General features: G+C 37.7%; 8 protein-coding genes. 4 read left to right on the plus strand and 4 right to left on the minus strand.

Annotation, left to right across the window (positions count from 1 at the left end):
- Nucleotides 1–101 precede the first annotated feature (101 nt).
- From ilvB to ilvA, 4 genes are all read left to right on the plus strand, one after another.
- On the plus strand, nt 102–1,826 hold the full coding sequence (ilvB, locus tag JM84_RS06620) for a biosynthetic-type acetolactate synthase large subunit (RefSeq protein WP_144783310.1): 1,725 nt from the start codon (nt 102–104) through the stop codon (nt 1,824–1,826).
- 75 nt (nt 1,827–1,901) lie between these two features.
- Complete coding sequence (gene ilvN, locus JM84_RS06625; protein ID WP_013749828.1) at nt 1,902–2,459, plus strand: acetolactate synthase small subunit; 558 nt, start codon at nt 1,902–1,904, stop codon at nt 2,457–2,459.
- A gap of 87 nt (nt 2,460–2,546) precedes the next feature.
- Entirely contained in the window at nt 2,547–4,019 is a 1,473-nt protein-coding gene (ilvC, locus tag JM84_RS06630; protein ID WP_144783312.1) for a ketol-acid reductoisomerase, read from the plus strand.
- Between the two features lie 79 nt (nt 4,020–4,098).
- On the plus strand, nt 4,099–5,364 hold the full coding sequence (gene ilvA, locus JM84_RS06635) for a threonine ammonia-lyase IlvA (protein ID WP_013749826.1): 1,266 nt from the start codon (nt 4,099–4,101) through the stop codon (nt 5,362–5,364).
- 99 nt (nt 5,365–5,463) lie between these two features.
- Here ilvA and JM84_RS06640 read toward each other — a convergent pair whose 3' ends face one another.
- From JM84_RS06640 to JM84_RS06655, 4 genes are all read right to left on the minus strand, one after another.
- Nucleotides 5,464–6,870, minus strand: a complete 1,407-nt coding sequence (locus JM84_RS06640; RefSeq protein WP_013749825.1) for a glycosyltransferase — start codon at nt 6,868–6,870, stop codon at nt 5,464–5,466.
- 200 nt (nt 6,871–7,070) lie between these two features.
- On the minus strand, nt 7,071–7,970 hold the full coding sequence (locus tag JM84_RS06645; RefSeq protein WP_013749824.1) for a hypothetical protein: 900 nt from the start codon (nt 7,968–7,970) through the stop codon (nt 7,071–7,073).
- A gap of 174 nt (nt 7,971–8,144) precedes the next feature.
- Nucleotides 8,145–15,056 carry a choice-of-anchor D domain-containing protein gene (locus JM84_RS06650; protein ID WP_144783314.1) on the minus strand — a complete coding sequence of 2,304 codons (6,912 nt, stop codon included), beginning with the start codon at nt 15,054–15,056 and terminating at the stop codon, nt 8,145–8,147.
- 409 nt (nt 15,057–15,465) lie between these two features.
- Nucleotides 15,466–15,660: a PID-CTERM protein-sorting domain-containing protein gene (locus JM84_RS06655; protein ID WP_013749822.1), complete on the minus strand. Its 195-nt coding sequence runs from the start codon at nt 15,658–15,660 to the stop codon at nt 15,466–15,468.
- Nucleotides 15,661–15,673 lie beyond the last annotated feature (13 nt).

Consider the following 15,673-nt stretch of genomic DNA (forward strand, 5'->3'; position numbering starts at 1 on the left):
GTTTTTACTTTTTATTACACAAAGGACACTGAAAGAGTTTACAGCTTTAAGAAGATAATAAACAAGGGCACGTTTTAAAAATGCCACATAAATACCTGTATATGGAGACAAAAACCATACATAATCCAGCAAAGACAACTACCACGATCAGCGGTAGCGAGGCATTAATTCACTGTTTACTGGCAGAGGGAGCAGATTTAATTTATGGATATCCCGGAGGGGCAATCATGCCATTTTATGATCAGTTACATATACATCAAGATAAGATACATCACGTACTCACACGTCATGAGCAAGGTGCGACGCATGCTGCACAAGGATTTGCTAGAGCAACCGGGAAAGTAGGCGTTGCTATTGCGACTTCAGGACCAGGGGCCACAAACCTAATTACTGGTATTGCAGATGCTCAGATAGATAGTACGCCTATGGTTTGTATTACTGGGCAAGTAGGCTCACACCTATTAGGAAGTGATGCTTTTCAAGAAACCGATATTATAGGGATTTCTACACCCGTTACAAAGTGGAATCATCAAATTACAAGTGCTAAGGAAATCCCAGAAGTACTAGCAAAAGCTTTTTATATAGCACGTTCTGGGCGTCCGGGGCCTGTATTAATTGATATCACAAAGGATGCCCAGTTTGAAGAATTTGAATTTTCTTATGAAAAATGCGAACACATACGTAGTTATGTGCCAGTTCCAGAAGTAAAGGAAGAACAATTACAAGCAGCTGCAGAGGCTATTAATAATGCAAAACAACCCATGATTGTATGGGGGCAAGGCGTTATTCTTGGTGAGGCAGAAGAGGCCTTTAAAGCCTTTGTAGAAAAAGCTGGAATCCCAGCTGCGTGGACAATCCTTGGAGTATCTGCAATTCCTACAGATCACCCACTTAATGTGGGTATGGTAGGAATGCATGGTAATTATGGGCCTAATGTACTTACTAATCAATGTGATGTATTAATAGCTATTGGGATGCGTTTTGATGATCGAGTGACGGGCAACCTTGAAAGCTATGCAAAGCAAGCTAAGGTGATCCATTTTGAAATAGATCCAGCAGAGGTTAATAAAAATGTAAAAGCAGACATACCAGTATTAGGTAATTCTAAAGATACGCTTGAACGAATATTGCCGCTGATAGAAAAGAAAGAACATACTGCGTGGCATCAAAGATTTAAAGACCATTACAACATAGAATTTGATAAAGTCATAAAGAACGACATTCATCCTACAAAGGATGGACTAACGATGGGTGAGGTAATTGAACTCATTAATACTAAAACAAATGGTGACGCCATTATAGTAACAGACGTAGGCCAGCACCAGATGGTAGGTATACGTTATGCAAACTTCAAAAAATCTAAGAGTAACATCACCTCTGGAGGTCTAGGGACGATGGGCTTTGCCCTTCCTGCAGCAATAGGAGCAAAAATGGGAGCACCAGATCGCGAAGTAGTAGCGATTATAGGTGATGGTGGTTACCAGATGACCATACAAGAGCTTGGTACTATTTTTCAAACCGGAGCTGCAGTAAAGATTGTAGTGCTCAATAATGAGTTTTTAGGAATGGTGCGCCAGTGGCAGCAACTGTTTTTTGACAAGCGTTATGCCAGCACAGAAATGAAGAACCCCAACTTCTGTAAGATAGCAGAGGCTTATGATATTGAAGCTCAGAAAGTCACAGACAGAAGCACACTAGAAGATGCTATTACTCGTATGATTGCTTCAAAAAATAGTTTCTTTCTAGAAGTAATGGTAGAAAAAGAGGACAATGTATTTCCTATGATTCCTACAGGAGCATCAGTATCAGATATACGCTTAGCATAAGAATATCATTGATTATATAGAACAACCTAAACGGTTTTGCTACAATAAAATAATTAGTACTTAAACTCAACATATATGAGTGAGCAAATAACAACATACACGGTAACAATATACAGCGAGAACAACATTGGGTTACTCAATCGCATCTCTGCTATATTTCAACGTCGTAAAATTAATATTGAAAGCCTCTCTGCCTCAGAAAGTGAGATAGATGATGTTTTTAAATTTACACTAGTGGTAAATATTACAGAACATCAAATGGAGAAAATCAAAGGTCAGATAGAACGTCAGGTTGAGGTCATTAAAGCTTTTTACCATAGTGATGAAGAGACCATTTTTACAGAAAGCGCACTTTTTAAAATCAAATCTGAGTTGCTTTTTGAAGAGCCTCAAATTCAGAATATTATAAAAGATAGCCATGCGCGCATAGTTACAGTAAATAGAGACTTCTTTGTGCTAGAAAAGTCAGGCCGCAGGTCTGAAATTGATTTGGTACACCGCGAGTTAAAACCTTTTGGTATCATGCAGTTTACTCGTTCGGGTAGAATTGCAGTTACTAAGACAGAGATGCCTATCTCTTCATTATTGCAACAAATAAGGAATGAGCAGGAGGCCGCTTTCGCGAAAACGTAACACCTCAAATACAGAGTCTAAAGAAACAATAACTAATCATTATAAAGACGTATTTCTAACCACCGTCTTTACCGAAAATTAATTAGAATGAACTACTTCAATACATTGCCACTTAGAGATCAACTGGCACAACTAGGGAAATGCCGCTTTATGGATGCTAGCGAATTTCAAGACGGAATAGCTGCTATAGAAGGGAAGAAAATTGTGATTGTAGGTTGTGGCGCGCAAGGTCTTAATCAAGGTCTTAATATGCGTGATAGCGGTTGTGATATTTCTTATGCACTTCGTGAGGGAGCGATTACAGATAAACGTCCATCCTTTGTAAATGCTAGTTCTAATGGGTTTACTGTAGGAACATATCAAGAGTTAATACCCAGCGCAGATTTGGTACTCAATTTAACACCAGATAAACAGCACACAGCTGTTGTAAAAGCTGTAATGCCATTAATGAAAAAGGGAGCTACGCTTGCTTATTCTCACGGTTTTAATATTGTAGAAGAAGGAATGGAAATACGTGAAGATCTCACGGTAATAATGGTGGCACCTAAGTGTCCTGGTTCTGAGGTGAGAGAAGAATATAAAAGAGGTTTTGGAGTACCTACCTTAATTGCAGTACACCCTAATAATGATCCAGAAGGGAAAGGGCTAGCGCAAGCAAAAGCCTATGCAGCAGCGACAGGAGGACATAGAGCAGGTGTTCTAGAGTCTTCTTTTGTAGCAGAAGTGAAGTCTGATCTTATGGGTGAGCAAACAATCCTTTGTGGAGTACTACAAACAGGTTCTATTTTATGTTTTGATAAAATGGTAGAAAAAGGAATTGACCCTGCATATGCTGGGAAATTAATTCAATACGGCTGGGAAACCATCACAGAAGCTTTAAAACACGGCGGAATCACAACCATGATGGATCGTCTTAATAATCCGTCTAAGATTAAAGCCTTTAATCTAGCCGAGGAATTAAAAGAAATTATGCGTCCATTATTTGAAAAGCACATGGATGATATTATCTCTGGTCACTTCTCAAAAACCATGATGGAAGACTGGGCTGCAGATGATAAGAATCTTCACAAATGGAGAGCTGCCACTGGAGAAACTGCTTTTGAAAAACAGACAATCACTACCGCAGAGATTTCGGAGCAAGAATATTTTGATCACGGAGTACTCATGGTAGCCATGGTGAAAGCAGGAGTAGAGCTCGCGTTTGAAACCATGACCGCTGCGGGAATTATAGAAGAAAGTGCTTATTATGAGTCGTTACATGAAACGCCTCTTATTGCAAATACTATTGCTAGAAAGAAGCTTTTTGAGATGAATCGTATTATATCTGACACAGCAGAGTATGGTTGCTATCTTTTTGATCATGCTTGTAAACCGTTATTAACTGACTTTATGAAGAGGGTAGATACAAATATTATAGGTTCTGCTTTCGCAAAAGAAAATGATGTAGATAATCAAGAACTTATTGCTGTAAACGATGCCATACGCAATCATCCTGTTGAGGAAATAGGAGCAACATTACGAAGAGCTATGGTCGCAATGAAGAAAGTGAAAACGGCTTAAAGAATAGGTGCTTCATTAATTTGTGGAGGATTTAGATATCAGTAAGGTTGAGATTAATGAGAATGGATAATATGTATAAATGACAGTAGCAACAACAATATTTATTCCCACGCTAAAGTCTATTACAGATGCAGCAAATAGGGTAAAGAAGGTTGCCATAAAAACACCATTTATGCGCAGCTTTACATACTCAACCAAGTTCGATGCAGAGGTTTTTTTAAAGCGTGAAGACCTACAGCAAGTTCGCAGTTATAAAATAAGAGGCGCTTACAATAAGATAAGTACGCTTACAGATGAACAAAAAGGAGTAGGCATCGTATGCGCCAGTGCAGGTAATCATGCCCAGGGCGTAGCTTTGTCGTGCTCTCGTTTAAGTATTCATGGCACCATCTTTATGCCTTCTACAACACCTAATCAAAAGGTGGAGCAAGTAGAAATGTTTGGTGGAGATTGGATTACTGTCGTGTTAGAAGGTGATACTTTTGATGATGCTTTTGCGCGAGCGAGTGATATTTGTACCACAGAAGGAAAAACATTTGTACATCCCTTTGATGACGAAAAAATAATAGAGGGCCAGGCGACTGTAGGCTTAGAGATATTAACACAGTCTGAGCAGCCGTTAGATTATGTTTTTGTTCCAGTAGGTGGCGGAGGGTTGATAGCTGGATTGTCTAGCGTTTTTCATCACCTGTCACCTAAAACAAAGATTATAGGAGTAGAACCAGCAGGAGCTCCTGCGATGCTCACTTCGCTCTCAAAAAAGGAAAATACTACGCTAGAAGAGATTGATAAATTTGTCGATGGTGCGGCAGTGCAACGAGTAGGCGATCGCAACTTTGCAATTGCTCAGCAATTTGTGGATAGGGTAGTTACGGTTACTGAAGGTAAGATATGCCAGACTATTCTCGATTTATATAACAGAGATGCTATTGTAGCAGAACCTGCAGGTGCAATGACGCTTGCCGTATTAGATAAATTTGCTAAAGAAATTAAAGGTAAAAATATCGCTTGCATCGTAAGCGGAAGCAATAACGATATCACCCGTACTGCAGAAATCAAGGAGCGTGCGTTACTACATCAAGGCTTAAAACATTATTTTATTGTGAAGTTTCCGCAGCGAGCGGGAGCATTAAAAGAATTTGTGGCTGAGGTGCTCGGCCCCACAGACGATATCACTTATTTTGAATATTCTAAAAAGACGAGTAGGGAACAGGGACCAGCAATCGTAGGTCTAGAAATAAAATCTTCAAAAGATTTACAGCCGCTTCTCGATCGAATGCATGCACGTAAATTCTATGGTGAATATCTTAATGATAAACCAGAGCTGTTTCAACTGCTTGTTTAAGTGTAATCATATTTTCGCGAAAGCGTAGCAAACTAAGTAAAAACAAAAAGGCTCAAATTCATCATGTGAATTTGAGCCTTTCTTATTTATTATAGTCAATTATACTGCTTGTGGTAAACTACGCGTTAACCAGCCACTTTTACCAGCAGTTGCGATGGCGTAAGGAGTGATCCAGAATAAGCCAAAGGTGTAAAATAAACTGTATGAATATGCATAAAAAGACTCTGCGATATTATATTTTTTACCGTAAAATAGTGCAGGGAATGTAGATAGTACAAGGATACTCACTAGTGTTGACGTTAAGAATAGCACTGGATGAGTCGCTATAAAAAATAACATAAAAGCTAGGAAGGGATATGTCATGATAATCTGCAATGACTGACTCAGAAAAAGTAATCTCGTGCCCGTTTTTGAGCCTTCTCTAAAGTCTGTAAACACATATTTTGCCATTGCGATGTTCTCACGTACGTTACTTCTTCCCCATCTAATGAACATTTTATAAAGTCCTTTATAGTTTTCTGGTACGTTAGTGTAAGCATATGCATTTTTCTGGAAAAGTACATGTTTACCTTGGCTAAGAATCATATTTGTCATCGCGCGATCTTCACCTATATCTGATGGTTTCCCCATGAACGTTTGATCAATCCATTCTTCTAGACAAGCAAAAACAGCATCTCTTCTATAAGCAGCAAGCGCTCCAGGAGTACATAATACAGAATTGAGGTTACTCTCTGCAGATCGTACAAACTCAAAACTAAGTACAAAACTCACGTCAAGCATTTTTGGTAATAATGCCTTCTCATTGTTCAATACTCTTATGTTACCTGCTACAGCACCACAATCTTCATTATCAATAAATGGACTAACTAAATTTCTAAGCGTGTCTGGAGTCACCATAGAATCACTGTCTACAGTGATGAAAACCTCTCCAGTTCCTTCGTGAAAACCACGGTATAATGCATGACGTTTACCCATGTTTTTAGGTTGCTGGCATATAGAAACACGATTACCTAGTTCTTTTTTGGCGACTTGCATCCAATGCCATGTATCATCTTGACTACCATCATCTATTGATAACAGTTGTATTTTTTCTACAGGGTAATCACTGGCAGCAAGACTTTGGAGTGTTGCATATACTTGCTTTCCTTCATTATAGGCAGGTACAATTACAGTTACAGTAGGTAACTCTTCATCTGTAACAGATGCTACGGGTTTGTATCGGAAATAGTTATAAAGTGTATATAAGAAGAAGGCACTTTTATAGGCAAGAAATACGGATGCAACCGTCATAAATGCATAGCCAAAGATAGTACTCTTACGTTCAAAATCTAGTTGTGAAAAGTCATAACGCAACATATATGCTATATAAGCAGATATGACTAGGAGCAAGAATGTTGTAATGAGTACAGTAGTTCCCCAAGGATTTTTAGATATTTTATTTACAACTGAGTTTTTCTCGGTAGTAGTTGATGCTAATTCTTCTGGAAGGTTGTTTTTAATGTCCATATGTTTTAAATCAAAGTTCTATATCAAGGTGAGGTAGTTTTACGTAGAGATAAATCTTTTGGATTTCAACAGATGTCGCTTTTAACAATAAGTTAGATTTCTTAACAGCTATTAAGGAGCTTTATGTTAAATAAAAAAAGCCAACACGCGGTAGCGAGCTGGCTTTAACTTTTATTTCGCTTTCACGAAAGTGTGTTTATTTATTCAATAATAATTGCACCTTCAGGAATGTCAAAGTAGCTTTTTTCTATCTCTGGATTAAAACGGATGTTGTCTATTGTGATAGTAGTTATATGTTCTCCGGCTTCTTCGTCTTCTGTTAACCAGTGTGTGTGGAAACCTGTAGGCAATTCTATACCATTTACTATAGTTGTTCCTTGAACTTCCATGAGTTTTTCTGGAGCAGCGCCGCCGTTAGGAAAATATTTAGGGTATGACACGATGTAACGTACAACAGCTACCTTATGATCTTCTTTACCTACATAAATAATATAATAATCATCTGGGGCGTCGCCAGTACCTTTACTAAAGGTAATTTTAACGACGTCGTAGTTATTATTCTTCCATGTTTTGTCTTCTAGTTTCTCAAGGTTGACACCTTCACCATCTAAAATAAAAGGTGAGCCAGCAAGGTAATAAGGTGTCAGTGCCCAAAAGCGCATATCAAAAGGAAATGCTGTTGAGTCTGATACTTGTTTCCAAGCCTTTTCTCCATCCCATCCAAAACGTTGCGTTGTATCTTCGGGTTTCCAGTGTACCGCTTTATTATTCCACGTGTCTAGTGTCTCATCTGTATAGCGACGAGTACTTCCATCTAATGGAACATAATCAAAACGAAAAGAAAGTGGTCCGTTTTCAAAAAAACGTTGCAGTCCGCCATGAGCCTCCATAGATTGCCATACAATTTTTCCGGCCTCAGTATTATTTAGTCTCTTTTTTGCTTTAGTCACACGTTCGGTAATCCATGAGGTTTCAACTTTTGCAAGATTTTCATTTACAGTAGCTACTTCTAATGTAGGAGTAGTGGTTGTGTTTTCTTGTTTACAAGATGTGATTGTAAGCAGTGCACTGGCTGCTATGGTAAGTAATGTATATTTCATAATGTGGTTAGATTATTAGATAAATGTTGTCTTGCAAAGCTTACTAAACTTACATGTAAGTATGTTATGGTTTTCTTAAAATTTTGATGTAGTAGTACGCTTTCGCGAAAGCGTATAAAAAACAAAAACCTCCTGAAAGAGGAGGTTTTGTCAACGTTGCGATTTGGGGCAATGTTAGTGAATAATTAATTTTTGAGTGTATGTAGTTTGTAATTTCTGCACTTTAATAATGTAAGCACCCGTACTTATATCTTGCACTGGCAACTCTATTCTTGAGGTTTCGCTATCTGGTGTCCACTCTTTTATAAGTTGACCTAACATAGTGAAAAGCTGTATTGACTTAAGGTCATAATCTACTCTTTTGTTAATTACAATATCATGAGACTGGCTATTGAAGTAGATACTCAAGTTATCTGATTCCTCAGTTTCATCAATAATGTCCGTATCAACCACTTCGATATCTTGATTATTTTCTTCTTGTTCATCAGTTTGTTGTGTAGTATCATCAGTATCTTCTTCAGCTGCTGCCGTTTGTTCAAACACGATATAAAATCGGTCTAAGTAAGTTCCAGCCTCTAGCGTTAAAGTGAATTTATCATCAGTCGTGATGTCTGTGTAGGTATCTTGAAGGGCGTCAAACACATAAACAGTTGTATTTTCTGTATTTACATTTTCAAGTGCATCTACACCGATAGAAATTTCACCATCCATAGGTAAACCAATACGTAAAGGGAATTTTCGGTCATTCTCAATAGCAGGAACTCCTAAAATTATGGCTTTATTATCATCTAGCATCCACATCATATCTTCTTGTGGGTGGTTATCAATAACGGCATCATAAGCTCTGTCATATCCAAAAGTCGTATTCTCATCGATAGTCATTAAAAGCTGTCTGTGATAAGCGCTAGGAGAATCAAAACCTATTCTAAATTTTTCTCTTAGGTCCTCATGTTGTACAATATCATCCTCTGCGTTAAGGGCATTTTCTGATTGTGTTGTTTCACCATTAAAGAAAAATGAACCAGAAGATGCTTCTTTTGCAAAGACACGCTGTGTATTGTTAAAATTAGTTGTTCCAGTAGTTGCTGCTCTTACAAAGAACCCTTGACCTACTGCAATAAATTGAGTAGGAGTTTTAGTACCTACACCGCTCGTGTTTTGAGCAGGGTGACTTACTGCAGGAGTACCTCCACTTAAAGTATAGAGTGCATATCCAGCTTCATAATCTGCTAAGAAATGATTACCTCCACCCCAGTGTTCCCAGAATGACAAAGTACCCGTTAGGTGTGGATTATCATTAATAAATTTATTTGCATCAAGGGCAGAAGGAAAAGGATTACCCATCATAAAGTCATTGCCTGCATTTATTAATTTGTCAATAGATGCTGCATCTGTGCCATTATTAGGTCTTCCTATAAAAACATAATTTTGTGGATCTGTGATGCCACCACTACCGGGACCTTTCATTGTAAAGCCATCACCTATATCTAAAGATCCGTAAGGACCTATTTGCTCATAAGCACTATAGGTGTCTGCAGGGTCATTTCTGTAGGTAAATAGCCAATAAGCACTCACCGTCTTAGGTATGGTGTTCGCTCCATTAAATCCAGTACTGAAATTTAATGATTGCGGATTGTTTTCATCAGTCCCATCGTTCATAATAGATGCTATAGTAAATGTGCCATCAGGATTTGTTTTTTCTACGGGGGATGACCAGATATTATATGAAAAGGTATCTGACGTACCTTGCTGATCTCTTTCAAGTCTTCCAATACTAGCAGCTGCCAGATCACTATTTTCTGTCTGTATTAATTGTGATTCTCCAACAAGATCCATAACACCGTCTAATTTTAAATAGTGAGATACTTCCATCTTACTATCATTTCCTACGGTTAACTCGGCAGTACTTACATCAAGTGCTAGAACCGTGTTATTTGATGCTGTAGAAATGTTATGTGCTGTTTGAACAATATTCCAATCAATGGTTTGCGTTGCATCAACTAATGATGGCGCTCCTGGTAGAGCTTGTGTAGCTCCGTTAGTCCATGTGTTAGTATTTGCCCAAACTCCATCTGCAGTTGAAACATAAGGTAGGGGAGCCGTTTGGAAATCTACAGTTTGCAGATTTTTTATGGCTGCTACATAATTATTGTCAGACTCGTCTTTTACGTTTGTAAAAGTGTATTTATTCATAGGTAAATACATTTCAAGATCTGCCCAAGGGATGCTAGCTACTTCATTTTTAGAAATATTTTGAGGTATGATTTTACCATTTACAGAGTCATCGGTAAATTTTTCAATTTCCTGATTCATGATGAACTGTAGTTGCTCTTGTGATAACGCTTGATTCCATACTCTTACCTCATCTATAGTTCCATCAAAGAATCTTGTAGGGTTTTGATAGTTTGCAGCAGCAACCATAAAATGTTGGCTTGAGCTTACAGGGCTATTTCGTACACCTGAATTATCTTCTATACCATCAATATAGAATGTAGCTCTATTTCCGTCATATATTACAGCAATATGGTGCCATTCATCTTGAGGTAGCGCAATAGAAGCACTTAGAGCTTCAGTAGTTCCCGCTGCATTCCTCCATACGATGCGAGGTCTTGAGGCATTATTAAGTATAAGTGCGTAACCTTCAGTAAAAGATCCAAAATTTCTTTTAGAAATAATATCAGTTCCATTTGCATTTGCACCAGGTTTTATCCAAGTTGATATAGTAAATGGTCCCGTGAGGTCTGCAACATCATCTGCATCCATATAATCTCTTGTACCATCAAATGTAATTGATCGCTCATAGATATATTCTGGTGCATATCCGAATGTGATGTATTTAGTACCATCAAAATCGTAAATGGTTTCAATATTTGTTCCGTTTGAAGTCATTACTCGATACTCTGAGGTTGGACTAAATGAAGGCGTGTCTGATATAAACATTAAGAAATTTCCAGGCGGTGTTATTGTGGCAGAAAGTGAGGCTTCAGGAACCGAGATTTTTACGTCTCCAACAGCTCCAGTTTCGACTACTTTCCATGTGCGTAAAATAGAAGAAAAATCTACTAATGTATTTAAACCAGCTATACCATCACTCAAATCAACTTGAATAGGAGCAGAGGCAGCAAAAGAACCGTTGTTATTTCCCCATACAAGAAAGTTTTTATCATTTATAACGTTGGTATTTGCACTGATATTTTCCGAATTAGTGTTGTATATATCTGAAAGTCCCATAGTGACAATTGCTCCTGGATTACTTGAAGTAGATTGTTTTTGGTTTAAAGTAGCAGCATCATCTCTACCTATCCCAGCTATATCATATGTGAAACCATTGTTTATGGTGGTATCCCATATAGTAGTACCATCACTATCAATATAATTTTCATCACCTTGTCTTGTAGTTGTAGTACTATTGGTACGATGAAGTGTTACTCCATTTTTTAAAGCAAGATATGATTGTATTTTTTTCTGATTAAGTAATGAGTTAGGTAAGCTGTAGCTTATGAATTCCGTTATCTTCCCATTAAACCAAGACGATATGTCTGTTCTATTTAAGCCGGCAAAACTTACTCCTAAGGCATAAATTGAGTTGTTAATGTCATCATATGGTAACACATTACCAACTGTATTTGTGTTCTGATTGTATGCAAACGCATCTACGTTATCTACTCTTATACCATTCTTGTAAATTTCTGAACCATTCCCACTAGCGTTTCTCTTAATATTTATAATAATTACTTCATCAGTATAACTGTCTGAATTAGACGAATAAGCACGTCCATATGTATTTGGAGTAGTTGAATTAGCACTAGCTGGAGTAGAACCAATCATGTGGCTTAACATATTATCATTACCAGAGAAGCGTATAGATATTTTACCAGTCCAAAATCCAGTTCCATCTTCAGAAAACTGTCTGTTTGAAGCTCTACCAGCAACAACGCCTTCAAAGGCGTTTGGTGTAGTGCCATCTATTGTGCCGTTTTGTTTTAATACTACCCAATAATCTTGAGAATAGAATCCTCCCTTACCTTTAAGCTGAGTTTTATCTGCCTCATTGAAACTAAGTACAGGATTATGGTTTATATTTTCAGCGCTATTGTTAAAATAAGTAGGTGCGTCAAAACTACTTACGGTAGCATCATTATCTTGAGCTTGATCTGACCACACATTTACTTGATTTCCATCTGTAGCAGTTATTCCAGAATTACTTTTTAACCAAAGTTTTAAGTTTGAAGCTACATCTGCTGGACCCGAAGCTGGATTTCCAAAAGGAATCTGTGGGTTTCCAACAATTATAAAATTATCAAAATTTGCACCATCATCCCTTGTAGCGTCATTATCATCTGAGAATCTCACTCTAAAGCGAGCTTGAGGATTATTAACTAGAGATGCTGGCAAGTCTAGGTATGATGTCATAAACTGTGATTTAGCAGCATTAAAATTACTATCATTAATACCACTCCATCCATTTACGTTAGTTCCTAGACCTAAAACATTAGCATCGTTGTACCACTTATTATCAGCTCCTAGACCTGAAGTTCCTAATACTGTCCAATTAGTTCCACCATTTGATGAATATTCTATATTCATTCCATCTTCTAGATCATTATCGAGATTAAATCTCACATCAATATATAATCTTAAGTCCGTAAAACCAGTAAGATCTATAACAGGGCTTATAGCATAAGTGTCACTTCCTGGTGCGAAGTCGTTATAGTTATTGGTATAAAAGTAATTTCCATCTGTTCCAGGTTCGGTGGTGTTTGCTCCATACGTCCATACGGATGCTCCTCCAAGGTTTGAAACAGTCCAACCTTCTGCGCTAACATCAAAATTATTATAATGGATAGTGTATCGGGGAGATATATCAATTGTGGATGAACCCTCAATATCGAAAGTATAGTCACCTTCATTTATATCGTTAGATGTAACTCTCACAGTCGCATTATGAGTTCCAACAGCATTTGGTGTATACGTTACTTGAAAAACGCTCGATTCTCCAGCAGCTATTGTAGTCGACGGCATTGATGAAATTGCAAAATTACCTCCACCTCCTTGAATTTGAACTTGTGTGCCATTCAGTACTAAATCTGCTGTTCCTGTGTTTGTGATTGTAAAGTCATTTGCATCAGAGGATCCTAAGAACACGTTACTGAAATCTGTGTCGTCTGCAGTATTTGGAGTAGTATCACCGTCTACAATTTCTACAGCATTTCCAAAAATATCTATCTCTGGAGCAACCACCAGCGTGCATTGTCCTTCAATAACAAATGTATAAGGATTTTCGTCACTGTCATTATTATTGATAGTAACTGTAGCAGAGTGATTTCCAACTAAGATAGGATTGTAGGTAACCTCAAAAGAAGTAGAGCCTCCACCTGGGATAATAGTACTAGAAGGTATTGCGGTTACTGTAAAGTAAGGACTTCCAGTTATAATAGCATATGGAGAAGCACCTGTAAGGTTAAGGTTTGCGCTTCCAGAATTTGCAATGGTATAAGTTCGGCTTATACTACCGTTTATTAGGCTGGCTCCAAAATTAGTGCCATTACTAACTAGTGTTGTGGTATCGCCATCATTTATAATATTACCCAGACCATTTAATGATATTTCTGGCTGTGGACCTGTAGCTGTTCCTGTAATACTAAAGTTGTATGGATTTTCATTACTATCATTGTTAGCAACGCTGAATGTAGCATTATGAACACCTCCTACTGTAGGGTTATATGTAATAGTAAACGTTGCCGAACTACCCGCAGCAATAGTTGCAGGTGGAGGCGATGTGATAGTATAACTTGAAGCGCTAGTGCCACCTAATACACTTCCTGATAGGTTGAGAGTTGCAGTACCAGTATTTCTTATGGTGAATGTGCGATTGAGTATCGATCCAGCGGTGATGGTTCCAAAGTTAGTTCCATCCCCAGCATTTGGAGTTGTACTTCCGTCAATGATTTCTATTCCTGATCCGAAAATTGCAATTTCTGGTTGGGGTACTGATGATGTAACATTTATTTGATAATCTTCCGTTTCTCCATAGTATGAATTATTAGCTAAACATGGTGAGGGATTACCTGCAGTTCCATTCCATTTACTTTGAACACGCATCACAGTTGGCCCTAGGTTAGCTCCGGCAGGTACGGTTATATTTAAAGGAGAATTTGAGGTTGCACCATTTGCAACGTTTGATGCTGTTCCAGTATTATATTCTTCTCCGGCGTCATTGAAATCTCCATCTTGGTTCCAGTCTATCCAAGCTCTAGTGTTGAAAGTGAAATTTCCATTTGTGTTTACTTGTACAGTTAATGGATAAGAAGAATTTTGTTCTAAATCTGTAGAGATGGTAGTGAAATCCGAATATCCATTGTTTTGTATTGGCGTATTGTTATCGATAGTGTTAATAGCGACTCTTCGTATTGTAGATGGATTGCTAATTGCTTGAGGAGTGCAATATTCCCCAATTAATCGTCCTCTTATGATTACGTCATCTATGGCTGCTCCGTCGTTATTTATTAAAAGATCACTTGTGTTATCACTACCAAAAACAACACGTAATTGCACATTAGATGCGTTATTAAAATTGGTATTGAAGGTGGTCAAGTCCAATGTAGGTGCAGCAGTAAATGCATTACCACTAAATGGAGTATTATCACCTGACCATCCATCAGTATTATCTGCTATTCCATTTACGTCTGTGTCATTATAATATCCATTGGCTTCGGTTCCCAGTACAGACCAAGCACCTCCATCAATACGATATTGCATTTGAATCCCATCTCGAAAGGGTTCTGTTTTGTAAAAATGACGTAGATCAAGAGTAAGATTCCAATATCCTGTTAAATCAATTATAGGACTTTCAAGAGCAAATAATGCATTGTTTGCATAATTCGGAAATTGATTATTTAAAACAAAGTCTACTGCATCAAATGAACCATTGGTGTTTATGCTCTGAGTCCACGCATTATCACCAGTCGTATTTGAGAAGTCTGCGTTGAATAAAACGGTTTGCGCACTAATGGATGACACAGATTGTGTAATAACCAAAATTACGGAGGCGAGAAGTAGTACTCTACCAATTGAGGGCTTTTTCATTTAATAAGATTTGTCGCTACAAAACTGTTGGGGTGAGTATTGTAGTGAGTTGGGACGGCTAAATTATAAAAAAACTTGGTTTTACAATGGTAAAACAGTAAAAATTGCGTAATTCAACTGCTATTTGTGTATTTCATCGATGTTTTTAGTTGGTGAATGGATGAATTACAAGTAATCTTTTGTAATGATGTGTATTTCATCGGTGATTTTAATCATTTCATTCAAGAGTTTTTGATTAGCCGTTAGTTAGTTAGTTAGTTAGTTTTGGATAGTACAAAAGAGCCAAAATGATATTTTGATTAATTTATTTTAGCGTTTTATTCAATTTTTCGCGAAAGCGTAACTACTAAAAACAAAAAGAGCATCCTAAGTTAGGATGCTCCTCAAGCCTTGAATTAACACTAAATAATTATTTTTCCGACTGTGCGCGTTTCTTTAATCCTAGATACGCGCCTGCAGCGAGGCCAATTGCTATAAATCCATCTATAGGTGCAGCAGGAGCTTCGTCATTTACATCATTTGCAAAGGTGATTTGCGCTTGGACTCCAACAGTTATGAATAAAAGGAGGAGTGTTGTGATGATATGTTTTTTATATGTAGTCATATGAGTTTTATTA

This window comes from Dokdonia sp. Hel_I_63, from assembly GCF_007827285.1.
In the GTDB taxonomy this organism is placed as follows: Bacteria; Bacteroidota; Bacteroidia; order Flavobacteriales; family Flavobacteriaceae; genus Dokdonia.